The organism is Pedobacter puniceum, from assembly GCF_009674685.1.
In the GTDB taxonomy this organism is placed as follows: Bacteria; Bacteroidota; Bacteroidia; order Sphingobacteriales; family Sphingobacteriaceae; genus Pseudopedobacter; species Pseudopedobacter puniceum.
This window is the reverse complement of record NZ_WKJI01000001.1, coordinates 1,197,157-1,217,482: the sequence shown is the minus strand read 5'-3', so window position 1 is coordinate 1,217,482 and position 20,326 is coordinate 1,197,157. Positions and strand designations below refer to the sequence as shown.

Sequence of the window (20,326 nt, the reverse complement as noted above, 5' to 3'; positions counted from 1 at the left end):
TTCTATGCCGAAACTTATCAATTTAAAAGTATTTAAAGATTTCTTCCAGTCGCAATCTGCCGGTGGTATTTTATTGATGATATGTGTTATCATATCCTTAACTATTGCCAATACCAGTTTAGGGCCTGCCTTAGAAAATTTTTTAAACAAGGAAGTTGGTTACCAAAGCGATGCTTTGCATTTGCGTTACCCGGTATTGTTATGGATAAACGATGGCTTAATGGCTATATTTTTCCTTTTAGTAGGTTTAGAAATTAAAAGGGAGTTGGTAGAGGGCGAGTTATCATCTATAAAACAAGCTAGTTTACCCATATTTGCTGCCGTAGGCGGTATGTTGGCTCCGGCTTTAATTTATGCTTTGGTTAATCTTTCTGCACCAACTTTACACGGTTGGGGCATACCTATGGCCACAGATATAGCTTTTGCCATAGCCGTTATCTCATTATTAGGAAATAAAGTCCCTTTATCATTAAAAATATTTTTAACTGCTTTAGCTATTGTAGATGATTTAGGCGCTATCCTCGTGATTGCGTTTTTTTATACGGAGGAGCTACATTTAACCTACCTGCCTTATATTTTAGCTTGTTTGGCTTTATTGTTTGCACTCAATTATTTTAATGTAAAAAGAATTTGGATGTACATCATCCCAGGATTATGTTTATGGTATTTTGTACATGGTTTTGGTGTACATGCTACCATAGCAGGCGTTTTAACCGCTTTTTTCTTACCTACAACAGAAGACGATCAAGAATCTGCGTTAGAGAAATTAGAACACCTGCTGGTAAAACCAGTAAACTTCTTCATTATGCCTGTTTTTGCCTTGGCAAATACCAATATCAAATTTGAATCTGCCATGTTAGATGGCTTAACTAGCCCTTTAAGCTTAGGTATTATTTTAGGCTTAATAGTAGGCAAGCCTTTAGGTATTATGCTGATGTCTTTTCTAGCTGTAAAATTTAAAATAAGTGCTTTACCAAGCGGCGTAAAATGGAAACAAGTTTTAGGCCTAGGCTTACTGGCAGGCATAGGTTTTACCATGTCTATCTTTATTGCACTCTTATCTTTTAGTGAGTATGAGAACCAGTTGCAAGCTAAGTTTTCTATCTTGATAGCATCTGTACTGGCTGGTATTTTAGGCTATTTGGTTTTAAATACCATAGCTAAGCGAGGAGCAAAATCTGTTTAGATAAAATCTACCCATCGTAAATTTTGACTTTTAAGAAATATTCATTTTCTTAGAGCTAAAGATTTAATTACCTGATGAAATTTATAGCTACCTGTTATTTTATAGCAAGGATTTGATTTTTTAAATAATAAAAACTTCCGTAATACACCAAGTTTTGGGTGTATTACGGAAGTAAAACTATACATATATATAAGTTGGCAACAAGTGTAAAAAGACAGACGAGCAGACAGATACGTTAACGTTAAAATTGAAACAATAAAGAATTTAGCTTTATGACAGGACAGTGCAAATTTGATGGGAATTTATTTTGTTTTTTTCTTCCCACCCACAAAGAAGAAGGAAATCCCACCCACATTGCAAACATTGCCAAAGCCCCACAAGCCTACGCTGAAACCAAAGCTTTGGCAAAGAGTGCAATCTTGCTTACGCACAGGAGTAATCGGTAGAATCTTGACAAATTTCAAATGATGCAGTTACAGAAGATAAACAACAATTAGCGGCAATACTAAAAAACGGAAAAACAACTAACATTGAGTTAAAAGATGATATGGGCGAATTGCTTCAAAAAATAAACAGAAACTTCATCGAACATAAATTGTTAGGCAACTTCGATTTTACTGAAGATGAGTACTCAGAGTTGCTTGAGAACGTCGGACTGTTGTGTAATTCTCTTCTTTATTGCAGTAACGTATTTGAAGACAAACATCATAAATTGATATTTACTACGCTTGTTGAAATTGCAAAACGATGGAAAGATTCTGATAATGAACACGATGCTGAAGAAAACAGTCGTTTTTGGGATTATATATCAAAACATTTAATAAATGAGGATTACATCAACCAAAAATTATATCATGCTTTCACAGACGTTATCTCGCAGTTGGGAAGAAGACACTTAATTCCTGTTGTTTTGACAGGCAAAAAGTACTATTCAACCCTGATGATGCATTCATTTTCGCCGAAGAATAGTCTTTTTTCATTTTATGACCTTTGTTATAATATTTTCAAAAAAGACTTGGATTTCGGTTTTACAAATGAAGATGAATGGCTTTGCGAGATAGTTGCTGCACAAATGAAAACTGTTTTAAGTGGTGGCTATCGTGAAGATAAAAAAGTTTCAATCGGTTCAAGTGCATATTCTATAAAAATTGGATTAAGGTCCTTTTCAGTAAATGAAGATTTATCTGGTGATTTTGTACAATTTATAAATGATACATTCTATCAAATCAATAAGCTTTTCAATAGAGAGCCTATTGATGAAAACACAAGATTAGAACGCTACATTGTAGAATGGTGGAAAAATAAAACAGAATCTGAAAAAGTATCTGATAATACGACTCGAAAAAAAAGAGTTCCTACTGTTTCAAAAGAAAATATTGTTGCGAGATATATTAGAGACGAAAATTCTGTTTTTCTCTACATCCCTTCGATTAGATTAGATGATGGTAACAGCATTGTGTCTCTTAAGGTTTTTGTGAATGGAGAACAGATTATTTCACAAGAAATAAGAACAAAACAAGGCGAATTAGTTGTTGCAACAAAACAAATTGAATTTGAATTGAATGATTTGTTGAGAAATTATAATACAATAAATCTAAGCATTGAAATTAAAGAAAATCATACTGTAATTTTTGATTCGGAAAGAAACAAAGCGACATCATTAAATAGAGAGTTTATTTTATTTGAGGGAGAAAACGAAGTTTTAAGTCAAATAAATAAGCCGACCAATTATTTTGTTTATTCCAAAGACATTGATTCGTTGAGAAGAATACCGGACGAATTGACAACTTATGGAACCAATTTATATAATATTTACCCTAAAGCTGGAGAAAGTTTATCGGGTTTAATAAAACAAGTATTTTTTGTTGATAAAACAAAAACCGCAAGCCTTGGTAAGACTGTTTGTTTAATAGGAAGTGAATTAAATATAGAGTGGTTCTTGGAAGATATTTCTTGTATTGTATATTCCAGCGGTGTCAAACTATTAGTTCCCGAAAATGCCAATTTAAAAGCATTGGAATTACGAATTGATAAGAAAGTTCACAAATTGCAAGAGCTAACCTTTGAAAGAATTGAAAGCGGATGCTATCAATTTGGATTAAAAGCACTAGGGTTGTTTCACGAAAATTATCCTACAGAAATCAATTTATATTCCTACGAAAAAGAATCAATGATTCTAAGCGAAACAATTATTGTTTTGCCGAATTTTGAAATACAGTTTAACCATCCATTTTATTACGGTGATTTAGAGCGAAAGCTGATTGTAAAAAACGGTGACGAAGCATTAGAATTAACGTGGAGTAATCAAGATAATGAAATAAGATGTCCCATCAATGACGGTATGCTGTTGATAAAAATTCCCTATCTAAGATGGAGAATAAACGATAATGAATGGCAAAATGAACCTATTAACAAAAAATTATGGTATAAAGATTTTTTGGTAAATGGAGATATATTAGAAATTGATAATCCCAAAGAAAATGATGACATTACAATATTCGGCAAGACAAATGGAAAACCGTTTGAAATTGTTAAAAATCAAAGTGGAAATTTTGAAATCGGGAGAGCAATCTACGCCAATGAGAGCATAACAGATATTTCTGTTTATATTGTTTTGGGAAAGGATTATTTTGAAATTTTTACTGTTTCCACAAAAGAACATTTTATTGCAAATCCATTGTCATATAGCGATGGTAAAGTTTTTTGGAATGTTGAAGATTCATTCGTAGGAGAAAAAAGCAATGAATTCTTCCTCATAATTAAATCAGCAGATAATAATTTCCGGTCGAAAATCAATTTTAAGAACAGTGAAATTAAAAATCTGCAAGACGATATATGTAAAATTCAGGTAAAAATTCAGGACAAAAATATCTTTTCAAAAGCAGAAAACTATCAACTAATTTATGAAGGAGAATTACTTATTGGTACACCTGAAAAACTTCGATTTAAATACAAAAAGATTACACTATTAAGTGCAAACTGTTTTGACAGCAAAAAATCTGAATGGATTCCCTTCATACCTAAATACTTTATCGATAAATTAAAATTTGTACAAGAAGATGAAAACAATTACTACACAGGACAATTGTGCGTAATAGACAAAAATGGTGAAACAAGAGTGATAAGTGCTATGATAAATGAAAAAGGGACATATGATAAAACTAATCCTGTCAGAATTGAATTGAGAGACAACAATACACTTTGGTTAGTGGCAGGCTGGGAAGGTGGTAATGATTTTATTGGCAATTTATTCTGCGATAAATTGCGTAGAGGTATTTGCAATATTCAAAAACAGGATAATTATTATGGTGAAATAAACCTATACAAATTTAAGGAAGAAGATAATGTTTAATCCGGCAAAAGCAGCAGACGAAATCAAGAAAGAATATATTGGGTATATTAATACTACGTTTCATTTTCGTAATCAAAATCTGCAAAAAAAACTACTTGAAGAGTTAGATAAAACTGTTTCTAACGGTCCTTACGTTGAAATTAAGGATTCATTCAAGTCTGGAAAATCAATTGACGAATTGATTAAAAACGGAACATTATCGCCGCTTTTCACAGATTTAGAAAGAAATAAAAAATACCCACCAAAACTTCCTATTTCTCGACCTCTGTATTTGCATCAAGAAAAGGCAGTTGAAAAAATAGTTTTAGGAAATAATGTAGTAGTATCAACTGGAACAGGTAGTGGTAAAACAAATTGCTTTTTAATACCAGTCATCAACGAATTGCTCCGAGAAAAGGAAAAAGGGCAACTGAATGATGGAGTTAGGGCAATTTTCATTTATCCCATGAATGCTTTGGCTAATGACCAAATTAAAGGACTACGTGAAATTCTGATGGCATACCCTGATATTCGTTTTGGAGTATATAATGGCGGTACAGAGAACAGAGAAACGGATGCTATTAAGCTTTATGAAGCAATGTATGCCAACGAAAAATATCCAGAATTAAGAAAGAGATTGCCAAATGAGGAAGTTTCTCGTGAAAGAATGAAAGAACGACCACCCCATATTTTGTTTACAAACTATGCAATGTTAGAACACATGCTTTTTCGACCAGGTGATGATTCAATATTCAGTAATTCCAATTTTAAGTTTGTAGTATTAGACGAAGCACACGTCTATGCAGGAGCAACCGGTATTGAAACTGCATTTTTGATGGGAAGGTTAAAAGGAAGAATAACAGGAGAAAAGAAACCTCAATTTATTTTAACCTCTGCAACATTGGGAGATGGAAGTATTGCAAGTAATAAGAGAGTTGTAGAATTTGCGGAACGATTAACAGGATGTAATTATAATACTAACGAGATTATTACAGCTTATCGTGATAACTCACAAAAATCATCTGAAATTTATCAGTACCCGATTCAACTTTTTACTGATTTAGCAAATGAGGAAAATTTCTTTAATGATATTTTAAATAAGTACAACCTTGATTTTACATACTCTCAAGGAAGAGAGGCAGAAATATTATATGATATCATTTCTTCTTCCAGTTTGTATGCTAAAATGAGAAACAAAGGGAGTTTGTTAAAACTCATTGATTTTGCTGAACAACTTGAAATTACAAGTCAGGAAGCGGTAAGATTTATTGCGTTGTGTGCGAAGGCAAGAAAAAACGGGAAACCGCTAATTGATATTCGATATCATTATTTTCTCAAAGCACTTGATGGCTGTTATTTAGCACTTGACTATGAAAATAGTTTGTCGCTAATAAGAAAAGACCATTTCCCTCTTTCGTATGAAAAAACAGCAAAAATGTTTGAAATTGCTGTTTGTGAAGATTGTGGGGAGATTGCTATTCTTGGAAAGGTTTCAAATGGCAAACTGGTAAGAGCAAGTAATTTGGATGAACGGAGTTTTTATCAAGTGCAATACAACCAAGATTTATATGAAGACGAGGAAGAAAATTGTAAAGATGATTTCAAAACAAAAACTAAGAAGGAAAAAGAAGATACTGTTTTTTATTTATGTAAAACCTGCGGTGCCATCGTAGCAGATGACGAAGTTCACAATAGTTGGTGTACTTGCGGAAACACTCAAAAAATAAAGATTTCAAAATTACCCAAAGATGACTGTTTAAATTGTGGTGGAACTTTGAGACGCTTTAATTTGGGGTATGATGCAGCCACTGGAGTTGTTGCGACATCTTTATACGAACAAATACCAGAATATAAATTTGACATTGAAGAAAACGCCGAAAAACAATCAACAAATAATCCATTTTTACAAAAAACCGAAAAGAAAAAAAGTAAATCCAGAACGGGAAGTCAATTTTTGATTTTCTCAGACAGCCGTCAAGGTGCTGCAAAATTTGCTTGTTTTTTAAGTGATTCATACAAAGAATTCTTACGCCGTCGTGGAATTTGGAATGTTGTAACACAAGAAGAAAATAATTACAGGAATGGTATTGGGATAAGCGATTTTGTAAGTGTACTTGACAATTATTATTCAGGATTAAATTTGTTTCGCAAAAGCAATTCCGACAATATAGAATCGTCAATTACCGAAAATCGACGTAATGCCTGGGTTGCGGTGCTCAACGAGCTTTATAATTGCAACCGTGATACCTCACTCGTTTCATTGGGTAAAATTTCTTTTGAATATCTTGGAAACAGTGAAGATATAATTCAGGTGGTTGTCAATAATTTTAATCTTTCAAAACAGGACGCAAAGAACTTCCTAAACTTCCTTGCTTTTGAAATAGTACGTTCGGCTGCAATTGTTACAGATAAAATATCAGATATAAATCCTAGTGATAGAGAATACTTGTATTTTACACCAAATCAGAAAATTATAACAAAATACAAGGATAATTCAGTTTTTAATTCTCAAGGTTTCATGCCTACACCAAGAACATTGAAAAGCGGAGAGAAAAAATATTATCGTTCGAATAAATTATTGCTCACAACTAAAATTCTCAAACTGGATGATGATAAAGCTGTTGAGTTTTTAGGTAACTACTGGGATTATTTGGTATCAGACAATAACAAATACAAACTCCAAACAAATGATGGTAAAGGATATTTTGTACCCGCAAATTATTTCAAAACAAACTTAGGTAAAAATGCAATTCTGTGGAAGTGCCAAAAGTGCGGAAAAGTAACTCAATTTAATATTGGAAACAATTGTATTCAAATTGGCTGTGAAGGTAATTTGGAAAGACTAAATTCAAAAGAGTTTTGCAGCGACAACTATTATGCATTGTTATATGATAGCGAAAAAGTATCCCCTTTATTTGTTAAGGAACATACCGCTCAACTTGCTAAAAAGGATGCATTAGATTATCAGCAACAATTTATCCGAAAAGAAATTAACGCTCTTTCCTGTTCTACCACGTTTGAAATGGGAGTTGATGTTGGAGATTTGGAAACCGTTTTTTTACGTAATATTCCACCTCTTGCTTCAAATTATGCTCAAAGAGTTGGTCGTGCAGGTAGAAGTATAGATGCAGCCGCATTTGCATTGACATTTGCGAGGTTAAGTTCTCATGACTTTACTTTTTTTGATAGTCCAAAAGAAATGATAAATGGAATGATTTATCCACCAAACTTTATTTTGGATAATGAGAAAATTTTAAAACGTCATGTCTATGCTGTGGCTTTAAGCTTATACTTGAAAATCAATCCAGATTTGTATTCCGCTAATAATGCGAAACCATTTATTAACGAAAAGGGATATGTGGGTTTCATTGACTGGCTTAACTCTGAACCAATTGAATTATCCGATTTATTAAGAAATTCTATTGCAATCACAAATAAACAACTGAAAGACAAATACATCAATAGTTTTGAATGGTTGGACGATTTTATTGGAGAGCAAGGAACATTTTCGAAAATTATAAAGGAGTTTGAACAGAATGTTGAGTATTTAAAAAAGGAATACGAAAAGGCAATGCGGGCAAGAGATGAAAAAACTGCTTCTATATTTAGTCGTAAATTAGACAGGTACCAAAAAAACGATTTGATTGATTTTCTTGTTCGAGGCAATATTCTTCCAAAATATGGTTTCCCTATTGATTCAGTAGAATTAACACAAAACATTGCAGCACAAAGTTTCAAATCTTTAAATCTAAGTCGCGATTTATCAGTTGCTATTGCCGAATATGCTCCGTCTTCGGAAGTGGTTGCCGATGGGGGCTTATATAAAAGCCGTTACATTAGAAAACCCATTGTAAACAAAAGCGAAATGAGCGACTTCGAAACAGCATATCTTTCAAAATGTCCCGATTGTGAGAACATGAATTATTCTAAAATGCCAATCGGTTCAGATGGAATACCTTGTGCTATTTGTGGTAAAGAACTAAAAAACAGAGATTTTTATAAAAGTATTGAGCCGAGAGCAGGTTTTATTGCAGAAGAGGAAATAAAAGATGTTCCGCTTAGTTCACAAGAACGAAAATATAAAACAGAAGCCATCTATATTGGTGACAAGACAGCGTACCCAATTAGTAAATATGAATATGAATTTGAAAACATCAAATTAGAAGTTGAATCAACTGCGAATGATTCTCTTGTTGTTAAATCTACTGATTTTTTCTATGTGTGTCCAAAATGTGGATATTCAATTGCAAGTGATGAAGCAAGTAAATTGTCAGAATATGAAGATTATAAATCCGGCGTCACTCGTATTGAAAGAAATACTAACGGACATAAAAATCCTTTTGGGAAAGGAAAATGTGTAAATACTTCACTCACAAGATATAGTTTGCATCATGAATTTAAGACAGATGTGGCAAAAATATCTTTTGGTTGCGACACTTCAGACTATCCAACAATGTTGTCGGTTATGTATGCTCTACTTAATTCTTTTGCACATGAACTTAACATTGAAAGACGAGATATCAAGGCTTGTTTAACTTTTAAGATTTCAAACGGAAGAACAGAACATAAAATAATAATTTACGATGCAGTTCCGGGTGGTGCAGGACATTCAAGACGTCTTGTAACAGAAGATGGAGAAGTATTAAAAGTGGTAATAAAAAGAGCAATAAATTTATTGGATTCTTGTGAATGCTCTCCTTCTTGCTATCGTTGTTTACGAAATTATGAAAACCAAAAAATACACGAAATTCTTGACAGAGAAAATGCCTTGAATTTTTTAAAACAATTAGCAAAAATTTAAACATAAGAAAATGATAAAGAGCCTTCCCACAGTCGTAAGCACATTTGCAAGCCCGCTCAAGCCAACGCTCAAACCAAAGGCTTGCAAAAGAGCTTCCGCCTTTCATGACGGTTTTAGGATTGCCAACGCTCAAAAAAACAAAATAAATTTGTGCTTCGTGGATAGGTTGGTGCAGATTGACAATGACAAGAAAATAAAGCTAAATAAATGAATAACAGACGGATATGAATGAACACCAGTTGCCAACACGTGGTATAGTTAATTGCCGGTGCAGTGGGTATTCGAGCGGCACAGCTCGTATCAAAAGTAGTTGTAACTTGACAGGAAAGTGCTTCGAAATCGGCAACTAACCATACCGCCAAACGTTAAAAATCAACCTAACCCAACTCAAAATCAATCTCTTATTCAATAAAAACATGAACATTAAAGAATTAAACCAAAGACAAGATATTTCTACCGAGGATAAACAGTATAAAGTTTACACTCAATTTGCTGCGCTTTTAAATGAGTTAAGAAAAAGAGAATTACCAGAAAATATTGAAAAATTAATTAACGATGCCATAGATGAAATAAACGCTTCTTCTTTAACAGGAAGTCAGCTCTTTAAACTAATAAGGCAAAAACAAACCTCAATTTTAAAGCAAATTGAAAAAGAACTTAAAATTGTTCCTATAAACTATTACAGAAACCTTTGGATGATATTTGGTTTTACATCTTTTGGTTTGCCAATAGGGGTAGCCATAGGTTTAAGTTTAGGAAATATAGCCTATTTAGGCGTGGGCTTGCCGTTTGGTTTTGTTATAGGCTATGCAATTGGCTCCTCAATGGATAAAAAAGCTGTAGCGGAAGGAAGACAATTAAATATCGAGATTAAAAATTAGCTTAGGTGGAATAAAACTCGATACTCAAAAAATATAAAAATTCCCTTTTATCTTAAGTTCTCGCCATGAAATCAATACTTATCATTTTTATCACGTTTTTAACTACGACAACTTTTGCTCAAGTTAAAGCGAATAGAAATGTTAATGATTTTATACCTCAAGGCTTCGTGATTTTAGAAGAAATAAAAGGCGACTTAAATAAGGATGGGATAAATGATGTGGTTTTGCTCATAAAAGCTACTGATAAAGAGCAATTTGTTGTAGATGAATATCGTGGAAAATTAGACCGAAACCGAAGAGGGATAATCATTTTATTTGACAAAAAAGATTCCTTTGAATTGGCTTTAAAAAACCTCGATTGCTTTTCTTCTGAGCATGAAGATGGAGGCGTTTATTATGCTCCAGAACTAGCTATTAGTATTAAAAATGGAAATCTTAATATTTCTTATGAACATGGTAGATATGGTTCTTGGATGTATGTTTTCAAAGCTATAAATACTGATTTTAAGCTTATTGGTTATGAAAGCGTTTATAGAAGTAATTATGTTTTTGATGGAATTACATTTGATGAAACAAGCATCAATTTTTTGACAAAGAAAAAATTAATTAAAGAGGTTATAAAAGTATCCTCAAAAGGGAAAGAGATTTATAAAGAATTTTGGAAGAAAATTGATGTAAAACAATTAGCTAAACTTTCAGAAATTAAAGATTTTGATGATATCGATATGAGTAAATATTGAATTTTGATGAAATCCCTAAAACAAAAAAAAGCGAAATTTCTAAAAAATCCGCTTCTTTCTCTTTATCAGTTATGTTTTAATAAAAAAGGTATTTCATCATTCACCACCCAGCACTTTCCACTCTCAGCACCCAGCCTGCGGTCATCGGTCATCCGACTCTAAACTTATAACACCAGCCTTCGGACCGCAGTCATCGGACCTCCGACTTTTAACTTACAACTTTAAACTTTCCACCCTAACTCTACCCCTTAATTCCCTTAATAAAATCATGAATATGAGCTAAATAATCATCCTTATCAGCAAGAGTTTTAACAAATGCGCTTCCCACAATAGCTCCGTTTGCATATTGGTTAGCTCTTTCAAAGCTTTTTTGATCTGATATACCAAAACCAATAATCAAAGGATTGTTAAGTTTCATATCTTTTACCCTTTGGTAGTAAACGCCAATTTCGTCTGATACGTTTAGGGCTTTACCTGTGGTTGATGATGAAGATAATAAATAGATAAATCCATTAGATAAACCATCAATTTTTCTGATTCTTTCTTCTGAAGTTTGTGGTGTAACCAAAAAAACATTGCTTAAACCGTTATCAATAAAATCATCTTTATACAGTTCTTCATATTCGTACATCGGCAAATCTGGTACAATAACACCATCAACACCAACTTCTGCGGCTTTTTTACAGAATTCCTTTACACCATATTGTATCATTGGGTTAGCATAACCCATCAGTAAAACAGGGATATGTATTTTTTCTCTTAAAGATTTCAATTGCTCAAACAGCACTTTTAAAGTCATACCATTTGCTATAGCCACTTCAGAACTTTTTTGGATAACAGGGCCATCTGCTAAGGGGTCTGAGTAGGGGAAACCTATCTCTAAAAAATCTGCTCCGGCATTTTGAAGTTCCTCGGCAATTTTAAGTGTAGCGTCTAAAGTTGGGTATCCTGCTGTAAAATATACCGATAAAATATCTTTGTCTTTTTTATCGAATAGTTGTTTAAGTCGGTTCATGTATAAAATGTAAAAGCTTTAAACAAGCTTTAAAGGTTGTTGATCTATTATTTAAAGGTTAAAATATTTCATAAAGGTGTTTAAATCCTTATCGCCACGTCCTGATAAGCAAACAACTACAATTTCATCACCTTTAAAGGTCATTTTCTCTAATTGTGCTAAGGCATGTGCCGATTCTATAGCAGGGATAATACCTTCTAATTTAGAAAGTAATAAACTTGCATCCATAGCTTCAGCATCGGTAATACTTACATATTCTACACGCTTGGTTTTATGTAAATGCGCATGCTGAGGGCCAATACCAGGGTAATCTAAACCGGCAGATATAGAATAAGGTTCTATCACTTGGCCATCTTCTGTTTGCATTAAAATAGTTCTTGAGCCATGTAATACTCCTTCTTTACCCAGTACAGATGTTGCTGCCGAGTGGCCAGAGTTTACACCTAAACCAGCAGCTTCAGCCGCAATAAGCTTAACATGTTCGTCATCCAAAAAATGATAAAACATACCCATAGCGTTACTGCCACCGCCCACACAAGCCAACACATAATCTGGAGATGGTGAGCCTGTATGCTCTATCAATTGTTTTTTAGTTTCTTCAGAAATGATAGATTGAAACTGAGAAACCATTTCTGGGTAGGGGTGTGGCCCAACCACAGAACCAATAATATAATGCGTATCAACCGGGTTGTTAATCCAGTCTCTCATGGCTTCGTTGGTGGCATCTTTAAGTGTTTTACTTCCAGAAGTTGCAGGAACAACCGTTGCACCCATCATTTTCATACGAGCCACGTTTGGTGCTTGTCTTTCTATATCAACCTCGCCCATATAAATCACACATTCTAAACCTTTCAAAGCGCAAACGGTAGCGGTTGCTACGCCATGTTGTCCGGCACCAGTCTCGGCAATGATTCTTTTTTTGCCTAATTTCTCGGCTAAAAGAATTTGTCCAATGGTATTATTAATTTTATGAGCACCGGTATGGTTTAAATCTTCGCGTTTTAAGAAAATGCTAGTACCATATCTTTCTGATAATCTTTTAGCCAGATATAATGGTGAAGGCCTGCCTACATAGTCTTTCAATAGCGATTGAAATTCGGCTTGAAAGTCTGGCTGTGCTATGATGTTTAAGTAATTGTTTCTAAGCTCCTCAATATTAGGGTATAACATTTCTGGGATATAAGCCCCGCCAAAATCTCCGTAATATCCTTTCTCTGTTACTCTATAGTTTGTATGTCCCATAACTATGATCTGATAATTTTAAATGCCTCTTCTAATAATGCTATATTTTTAACACCCGGTTCAACTTCAAATTTAGAATTTAAATCGACACCATATAGCTGTGGGTGTGTTAGTTTTTTAACTTTTTCGAGGTTTTCTAATGATAAACCTCCACTTAACATAAATGGTATGTTTAATTGATATTGATTTAAGATATCCCAGTCAAAAGTTTTACCAGAACCGCCGTAAGAATCAATTTTTGTATCAAATAAAAAGAAATCAACAACATCCGCGTAAGCTGTTAATTCATCAAAATTAAAATCAGGATGAATACCGAATGCCTTGATTACTTTAAAACCTTCTTTTTTTAGGTTTAGGCAAAGCTCTGGACTTTCCTCTCCGTGAAGTTGTACTGTGCCGATGCCGTAAATTCTACTAAACTCTACAATCTCATGCGCTAGTGCATTAACGTAAACAGCAGTTTTGATAATATGTTTAGGAAGCTTTAAAACATCCTGACGGTCAAAATCAACACCAATAAATCGGGCAGATTTAGGGTAAAATATAAAACCCATAAAATCTGGTTCTAAAGAGCCTAATTCGTTGATATTAGCCTCATATTTCATTCCGCAAACTTTTATTTTTAAGCTCATCTTAATTCTTGCTAATTGCTATAAGTTTTTGAAAAGATTTTAATGCACTGCCATTGAGCAAGGCCGTTTCTGCTTTATAAAAGCAATCTGAAAAGCTTAAATCATTCTCTATGGTTTTGATAGCTAAGGCTGCATTTACCAAAACAACGCTGCTTTGTTCTGTACTCGCTTGGTTGTTTAAAACACTTAAAAATATTTTAGCAGAATCTTCAACAGTTGAGCCACCTGTAATGGTTTCAGCATCAATTTTATCAAAACCTATGTCTTTAATGGCATACAATTGTTCGCCTTGGTTAGAGAAAGTTTTAAAATCGCAGGTTAGAGATACCTCATCATAACCTTCTAAAGCGTGTAAAATGGTATAGTTTAAATTTGATTTTTGATAGATATAAGCATATAAACGGGCTAGCTCTAAACTAAATACACCAACAATTTGGTTTTGCGGTTGCGCCGGATTAACCATAGGCCCCAACATATTGAAAAATGTTTTTACCCCAAGTTCTTTACGAAGAGGAGCAATATGTTTCATAGCCGGATGAAACAAAGGAGCATGTAAAAAGCAAATTCCGGCCTGGTCTAAACTTTTTAATAGTTTATCTTCTTGATTGGTGAATTGATAGCCTAAATATTCCATCACGTTTGATGAGCCACAACCAGATGAAACACCGTAATTACCATGTTTTGCAACATGATAACCAGCACCAGCAACTACAAAAGAAGCTAATGTAGAAATATTAAAAGTGTCTTTACCATCGCCACCGGTACCGCATAAATCTATCAGGTTGAAGTTTTGGTTAAGTTTAACAGGTAGGCAAAGCTCTAGCATAGCATCTTTAAAGCCTTGTAACTCATCTACGGTAATAGAACGCATGCAATAGGCTGTCATAAAAGCCGCCATTTGCGAGTTATTATAATTGCCTAAGGTAATTTTCTTTAATATCTCTTTAGACTCTGCGGTGCTAAAAGTCTTATGTTCAAATAAATGGTTTAGAATTTCTTTCATCAAAATATGCTCAAAAAAATCAAATAAAAAAGGGGCATCCTCAACGGCAGCCCCTTAACAGTATCTTATCAGGTATATACAAATAGGTTTTGCCTTACGATTGTTCGTAATGCCACCACCAAATTGTATTTACGCTTGTATGTCTCATTGCAAAAGCAAATATGATATTTTTTTAAAAATTAAAAAATAAAAAAACCGATTATCTTAAAAAACAGACAAGCAGATTATAATTTACCTAATTAAAGGGTCTTTTTCTTTAGTAAAATGGTTGTAAACCAATTTATTTAAGAAGCTAGGGGCTATCTTTTGTAAGAAAACGGTTAGTTTTCCTTGGGCCGTCATAATTAAAGTGTTTTTTCTGCTAGCTATTCCGCCAATAATTTTACGAGCTACTTCTTCGGCCGTCATCATCTTGCCTTCATCCATACTGGTTTCTCCTTGAGGACGGGCTTCGCTATTTAAAGCTACATTTCTGATGTTAGACGCTGTAAAGCCAGGGCAAGCCACCATTACATGCAATCCTGTCTTTAAATTCTCTACCCTCAACGCTTCAAAGAAACCATTCATAGCAAATTTTGAAGCCGAGTAGCCCGTTCTGCCTGGTAAACCTTTATAACCTGCAATAGAGGATATGGCAACTACAGAGCCATTATTATTAATTAATTCTGGTAAAGCATATTTGGTACAATAAACAGCACCCCAAAAATTAATATCCATTACTTGTTTTAAGACTTCTAAATCTAAATCTCTAAATAAAGCTCGCATAGAAATACCCGCATTATTAATTAAAATATCAATGCGGCCCATGGTATATAAAGTTTGGTTGATGATGTTTTTACAATCTTCTTCCTGTGTTACATCAGCCTGAATGGCTAATGCTTTTACTTTGTATTTTTCCTGAATTTCATTGGTAATTTCGCAAAGTTTAACATACTGTCTTGCAGCTATTGCAATATGGGCTCCTTTTTTAGCAAATTCTTCTGCCAATGCTTTGCCAATACCGCTAGATGCGCCTGTAATAACTACAACTTTGTTTTGAAAATCCATGATTTAAAATTTAAAAAAATACTTACGGGCAAATATCAGCATTGCTCCGTAAAAATTCTTGATATATCGCCAATTATACTTTTTGGTACTTTGCCCCTTGAAATGGATAATATAGGTGTTGCCGTAATAATAATTTTTATAGCCACTAAGTTTTAAGCGGTAAGAAAGGTCTATATCCTCGCCATACATAAAGAAATTTTCATCAAACAAACCTGCTTTATCTAAAGCTTTTTTCCTTAACAGCATAAAAGCACCAGCCAAAATATCCACTTCGGCAATTTCAAATTCACCAACCTGATGCGCATAATAGCTACTAAAAAACTTTGATTGAGGTAGCAGTTTACTTAAGCCAGAAAAATGGAATAATACAGTTGAAACCCCCGGGATTTGTCTTTTAGATTCTTCTAAGAATTCTCCTTGTCCGTTTATCATCCTCAGTCCTAAACCACCAGCTTCAGGGTGTTCATCCATAAAAGCTAGGGTTTTACTTAGCGTATCTTTACTGGTGATGGTGTCTGGGTTAATAACTAAAATATATTCTCCTTTAGCTTGCTTTATCGCTTGGTTATTAGCCTTAGAAAAACCAATATTATAATTGTTACTGATGACTTTTATTGTTGGATAATGGCTTTGTAGCATCTCCACACTTTTATCATCAGAAGCATTGTCTACTACAAAAAACTCGTGTTCTATATCCTTGCATGCATCTAATAAAGAATCAATTGCTTGTTGCAGCAAATCTCTTACATTATAGTTTACAATAACAATAGACAGTTTCAAGCTTATTTATTTAAAGTGTTTTCATAAGGAACACGGGTGGTAATAGATCTTCCTAAGGTAATCTCATCTGCGTATTCTATTTCACCGCCAAAAGCAATACCTCTGGCTAGCGTACTAATCTTAAGATTAAAGTCTTTAAGCTTTTTATGCAGGTAAAATATGGTGGTGTCACCTTCCATAGTAGCGCTAAGGGCAAATATAATTTCTTTAACTTCTTGGTTTTTAATACGTTCCACTAAAGAGTCTATCATCAAATCTGCAGGGCCAATACCGTCCATAGGAGATATTAATCCGTTTAAAACGTGATATAAGCCATTGTACTGGTTGGTGTTTTCTATAGCCATCACATCTCTGGTATCTTCAACCACGCAAATTAAGGAATGGTCTCTTTTAAAAGAGTTGCATATCTCGCAAATATCAAAATCTGAAATGTTATGGCAGGTTTTGCAGTATTTAATATTGTTTTTTAAAGTAACAATGCTGCTAGCAAAGGTCTCAACGTCTTCTTTGCTTTCTTTTAAAAGATGTAAAACTAATCTTAATGCAGTTTTTTTGCCTATTCCGGGCAAGTTACCAAACTCGTTAACGGCATTCTCTAATAATTTAGAGGAGAAATTCATTTTGCTAAATTAAAAATTAAATGTTAAATAGCGATTGATAAAACAAGCTTAAAATGTCGCCCATAACTTTACTAATCTTTATTCTGTCTTATTTTTTTGTATTGATATTGATATCCTTTATCACTTCGAAGAAGTCTTCAGATAACTCCACATTTTTTATTGCCAATAGAAATTCAAAATGGTATTTAGTGGCTTTTGGGATGATAGGGACAGCTTTAAGTGGTGTAACCTTTATCTCGGTACCAGGGCAGGTGGGTGCACCAGCAGGTAATCAGTTTCAATATTTTCAGTTTGTTTTGGGTAATGCTTTAGGTTTTATTATCGTTGCTACAGTGTTATTACCTTTGTATTATCGTTTAAACTTAACATCCATTTATGGTTATATAGAAAAAAGACTTGGTATTGTAAGTTATAAAACCGCAGCAGCCATATTTTTAATGAGCCGTACCATTGGCTCGGCCTTTAGATTGTATTTGGTTGTTATTGTGATGCAACGCTTCATTTTTGATGCATTTGGTGTTCCGTTTTGGTTAACGGTTTTACTTTCACTGGCTTTAATTTGGCTTTATACCTACAAAGGAGGTTTAAAAACCATCATCATTACAGATACTTTACAAACTACTTTTTTAGTTTTATCGGTATTAATGACCATCTATTTCATCTGTAGTAGTTTAAACTTAAATGTATTTGATGCCTTTGAAACCATTAAGCATAGCGGTTATTCTCAAATATTTTTCTTTGAAAACTTTTTAGATAACAAATTTCATGTTGCTAAGCAAATACTAGGAGGGATGTTTGTTACCATTGCTATGATAGGTTTAGATCAAGATTTGATGCAGAAAAATTTAAGCTGTAAAAACATCAAAGAGGCACAAAAGAACATGTTTACCTTTACAGGGATTTTTGTGTTGATAAACCTGTTCTTTTTAAGTGTTGGTGCTTTACTTTATGTGTATGCAAATAAGAATGGTATTGCCATTCCGGTAGATGATGCAGGTAATATTAGAACAGATTTTCTTTTCCCTGAGATAGCCCTCAACCATTTAACCCTTGTGCCTGCCATTATTTTTATGTTAGGTTTAACAGCTGCAACTTTTGCTACAACAGACTCGGCATTAACAGCTTTAACAACCTCTTTTTGTGTAGATTTTTTAAATTTCGATAAAAAAGATAATATCAATGATGCTAAATACATTAAAATAAGGCATGCCGTACATGTTGGTTTTTCTGTATTGATGTTTTTGGTTGTTATTTTGTTTAACCAAGTAAATAATAAAGCGGTGGTGAGTGCTATTTTTACAGTAGCATCTTATACTTATGGCCCTTTATTGGGTTTATATGCTTTTGGTTTATTTGCACATAAAAGTGTAAAAGATAAATGGGTACCTATTATTTGTTTAGCAGCACCAGCCATATGTTATGTTTTAAACATAAATTCTAAAACAATTTTAGGTGGTTATGTTTTTGATAATGAATTGATAGTAATTAACGGATTGATAACATTTTTAGGCTTGTATTTAATATCTACAAAAACTACAGCCGAAGAGAAACTATATAACAGAAGTTTATGACAAATGATGAGAAAATAAGAAGTGCGTTTGAGAACAAAACTTGGCAAGAAATAAAAGTAACAGACTCTTGGCAGATATTTAAAATCATGGCCGAGTTTGTTGATGGTTTCGAGAAATTAGCTAAAATAGGTCCATGTGTATCAATTTTTGGTTCTGCCAGAACACCAACTGAAAATAAATATTATCAAATAGCTGTAGAAACAGGTAAACTATTAACAGAGCGTGGCTATGGTGTTATTACTGGTGGTGGCCCAGGTATTATGGAGGCCGGTAATAAAGGTGCTTTTGAAGCAGGAGGAAAATCAGTTGGTTTAAATATAGAGCTACCTTTTGAGCAATTTCATAACAGATACATTGATAGGGATAAAATCTTAGAGTTTGATTACTTCTTTATCAGAAAAGTAATGTTTATGAAGTATTCTCAAGGCTATATTGTTTTGCCAGGTGGTTTTGGTACTATGGATGAGCTTTTTGAAGCTATGACTTTAATACAAACCGGTAAAATAGCTCGTTTCCCAATAGTTTTAGTCGGTAAGGATTATTGGACAGGTTTAATAGATTGGATAAAAAATACAATGCTAGAGCAAGAGAGAAATATAAGTCCGGAAGATTTAAACTTATTTAGATTGGTAGATACCGCAGAAGAAGCTGCAGAGCATATTTTTAGATTTTATGAAAAATATGTTCTTAAACCAAACTTCTAAATATACAGGTACTTTATATTTAAAATTTTTCACTACAGGCTTTTTAGTGGCATCGTTATTGGTTAGTTTATAGAAATTAAATACCCTAAGAAATAACATGCCTACTACAAAAACAAAAGCCTCAAAAGCACAAGGTGCTGCAAAGGCAAGAACAGAAAAAGAATCAGGAGCTTTAAAAGAACTATTTGTTGATTCTTTAAAAGACATCCTTTGGGCCGAAAAACACCTTACAAAAAGCCTAAAAAAAATGGCTAAAGCTGCTACTTCAGAACAATTAAAAACTGCTTTTGAAGAGCATTTAACCCAAACAGAAAATCAAATTACGCGTTTAGAAAGCGTTTTTGAATCTGTTGGTGAAAAAGCCACAGCTAAGAAATGTGATGCTATGGAAGGTTTAATTAAAGAAGCCGAAGAGTTGATAGAAGACACTGAAGATGGCACAGAAGTTAGGGATGTTGCTTTAATAGCTGCAGCACAGAAAGTAGAGCATTACGAAATTGCTACTTATGGCACCTTAAGATCTCTAGCCGGAACGCTTGGTTTTACAGAAGCACAAGCTTTGTTAGAAGAAACTTTAAACGAAGAAAAAGAAACAGATGTTTTACTGACAGAGCTTGCAGAAAACTCTATTAATGAAGAAGCTAGCGCAGAATAATTCTCACTAGTATCATTAAAAAAGGATTGTTTACACAATAGGTAGGCAATCCTTTTTTTTTATTTTGATATTTTATTTATGTAAAGGTTCACATAGCATTAGGATTTAAAAATTTGTA

15 protein-coding genes are annotated in these 20,326 nt (G+C 33.6%); 8 read left to right on the top strand and 7 right to left on the bottom strand.

Annotated features, from left to right (window positions below; genetic code table 11):
* The first annotated feature begins 4 nt into the window (after positions 1-4).
* From nhaA to GJJ64_RS05430, 5 genes are all read left to right on the top strand, one after another.
* On the top strand, positions 5-1,186 hold the full coding sequence (nhaA, locus tag GJJ64_RS05450; RefSeq protein ID WP_154286698.1) for a Na+/H+ antiporter NhaA: 1,182 nt from the start codon (positions 5-7) through the stop codon (positions 1,184-1,186).
* A 547-nt stretch (positions 1,187-1,733) separates the two neighbouring features.
* On the top strand, positions 1,734-4,538 hold the full coding sequence (locus GJJ64_RS05445) for a hypothetical protein (protein ID WP_154286697.1): 2,805 nt from the start codon (positions 1,734-1,736) through the stop codon (positions 4,536-4,538).
* Entirely contained in the window at positions 4,531-9,318 is a 4,788-nt protein-coding gene (locus tag GJJ64_RS05440; protein WP_154286696.1) for a DEAD/DEAH box helicase, read from the top strand. Before GJJ64_RS05445 ends, GJJ64_RS05440 begins: the two co-directional genes overlap by 8 nt.
* A 416-nt stretch (positions 9,319-9,734) precedes the next feature.
* On the top strand, positions 9,735-10,199 hold the full coding sequence (locus GJJ64_RS05435) for a hypothetical protein (RefSeq protein WP_154286695.1): 465 nt from the start codon (positions 9,735-9,737) through the stop codon (positions 10,197-10,199).
* 65 nt (positions 10,200-10,264) lie between these two features.
* Positions 10,265-10,939, top strand: a complete 675-nt coding sequence (locus GJJ64_RS05430) for a hypothetical protein (RefSeq protein ID WP_154286694.1) — start codon at positions 10,265-10,267, stop codon at positions 10,937-10,939.
* Positions 10,940-11,180: 241 nt separating this feature from the next.
* Here GJJ64_RS05430 and trpA read toward each other — a convergent pair whose 3' ends face one another.
* The 7 genes from trpA to recR form a co-directional block, all read right to left on the bottom strand.
* Positions 11,181-11,954 (bottom strand): tryptophan synthase subunit alpha, encoded by a 774-nt coding sequence (gene trpA / locus GJJ64_RS05425; RefSeq protein WP_154286693.1) that lies wholly within the window; start codon positions 11,952-11,954, stop codon positions 11,181-11,183.
* A gap of 51 nt (positions 11,955-12,005) precedes the next feature.
* Positions 12,006-13,196: a tryptophan synthase subunit beta gene (gene trpB / locus GJJ64_RS05420; RefSeq protein WP_154286692.1), complete on the bottom strand. Its 1,191-nt coding sequence runs from the start codon at positions 13,194-13,196 to the stop codon at positions 12,006-12,008.
* A gap of 2 nt (positions 13,197-13,198) precedes the next feature.
* On the bottom strand, positions 13,199-13,828 hold the full coding sequence (locus GJJ64_RS05415) for a phosphoribosylanthranilate isomerase (RefSeq protein ID WP_229655465.1): 630 nt from the start codon (positions 13,826-13,828) through the stop codon (positions 13,199-13,201).
* Between the two features lies 1 nt (position 13,829).
* On the bottom strand, positions 13,830-14,831 hold the full coding sequence (gene trpD / locus GJJ64_RS05410; protein ID WP_149074318.1) for an anthranilate phosphoribosyltransferase: 1,002 nt from the start codon (positions 14,829-14,831) through the stop codon (positions 13,830-13,832).
* 231 nt (positions 14,832-15,062) lie between these two features.
* Positions 15,063-15,878 (bottom strand): SDR family oxidoreductase, encoded by an 816-nt coding sequence (locus GJJ64_RS05405; RefSeq protein WP_154286691.1) that lies wholly within the window; start codon positions 15,876-15,878, stop codon positions 15,063-15,065.
* A gap of 3 nt (positions 15,879-15,881) precedes the next feature.
* On the bottom strand, positions 15,882-16,658 hold the full coding sequence (locus tag GJJ64_RS05400; protein ID WP_154286690.1) for a glycosyltransferase family 2 protein: 777 nt from the start codon (positions 16,656-16,658) through the stop codon (positions 15,882-15,884).
* A gap of 2 nt (positions 16,659-16,660) precedes the next feature.
* Entirely contained in the window at positions 16,661-17,278 is a 618-nt protein-coding gene (recR, locus tag GJJ64_RS05395; RefSeq protein ID WP_154286689.1) for a recombination mediator RecR, read from the bottom strand.
* A 53-nt stretch (positions 17,279-17,331) separates the two neighbouring features.
* Here recR and GJJ64_RS05390 point away from each other — a divergent pair, with 53 nt between their 5' ends.
* From GJJ64_RS05390 to GJJ64_RS05380, 3 genes are all read left to right on the top strand, one after another.
* Positions 17,332-18,849, top strand: a complete 1,518-nt coding sequence (locus tag GJJ64_RS05390) for a sodium:solute symporter (protein WP_154286688.1) — start codon at positions 17,332-17,334, stop codon at positions 18,847-18,849.
* On the top strand, positions 18,846-19,553 hold the full coding sequence (locus GJJ64_RS05385) for an LOG family protein (protein ID WP_026904732.1): 708 nt from the start codon (positions 18,846-18,848) through the stop codon (positions 19,551-19,553). Before GJJ64_RS05390 ends, GJJ64_RS05385 begins: the two co-directional genes overlap by 4 nt.
* Before the next feature lie 97 nt (positions 19,554-19,650).
* Positions 19,651-20,208, top strand: a complete 558-nt coding sequence (locus GJJ64_RS05380) for a YciE/YciF ferroxidase family protein (protein ID WP_154286687.1) — start codon at positions 19,651-19,653, stop codon at positions 20,206-20,208.
* The last annotated feature ends 118 nt before the right edge of the window (positions 20,209-20,326 follow it).

Bases quoted from the DNA above. Each gene is read 5' to 3' on its own strand.
- nhaA (WP_154286698.1), top strand. From the start codon at position 5: ATGCCGAAACTTATCAATTTAAAAGTATTTAAAGATTTCTTCCAGTCG.
- GJJ64_RS05445 (WP_154286697.1), top strand. From the start codon at position 1,734: ATGGGCGAATTGCTTCAAAAAATAAACAGAAACTTCATCGAACATAAA.
- GJJ64_RS05440 (WP_154286696.1), top strand. From the start codon at position 4,531: ATGTTTAATCCGGCAAAAGCAGCAGACGAAATCAAGAAAGAATATATT.
- GJJ64_RS05435 (WP_154286695.1), top strand. From the start codon at position 9,735: ATGAACATTAAAGAATTAAACCAAAGACAAGATATTTCTACCGAGGAT.
- GJJ64_RS05430 (WP_154286694.1), top strand. From the start codon at position 10,265: ATGAAATCAATACTTATCATTTTTATCACGTTTTTAACTACGACAACT.
- trpA (WP_154286693.1), bottom strand. From the start codon at position 11,954: ATGAACCGACTTAAACAACTATTCGATAAAAAAGACAAAGATATTTTA.
- trpB (WP_154286692.1), bottom strand. From the start codon at position 13,196: ATGGGACATACAAACTATAGAGTAACAGAGAAAGGATATTACGGAGAT.
- GJJ64_RS05415 (WP_229655465.1), bottom strand. From the start codon at position 13,828: ATGAGCTTAAAAATAAAAGTTTGCGGAATGAAATATGAGGCTAATATC.
- trpD (WP_149074318.1), bottom strand. From the start codon at position 14,831: ATGAAAGAAATTCTAAACCATTTATTTGAACATAAGACTTTTAGCACC.
- GJJ64_RS05405 (WP_154286691.1), bottom strand. From the start codon at position 15,878: ATGGATTTTCAAAACAAAGTTGTAGTTATTACAGGCGCATCTAGCGGT.
- recR (WP_154286689.1), bottom strand. From the start codon at position 17,278: ATGAATTTCTCCTCTAAATTATTAGAGAATGCCGTTAACGAGTTTGGT.
- GJJ64_RS05390 (WP_154286688.1), top strand. From the start codon at position 17,332: ATGTCGCCCATAACTTTACTAATCTTTATTCTGTCTTATTTTTTTGTA.
- GJJ64_RS05385 (WP_026904732.1), top strand. From the start codon at position 18,846: ATGACAAATGATGAGAAAATAAGAAGTGCGTTTGAGAACAAAACTTGG.
- GJJ64_RS05380 (WP_154286687.1), top strand. From the start codon at position 19,651: ATGCCTACTACAAAAACAAAAGCCTCAAAAGCACAAGGTGCTGCAAAG.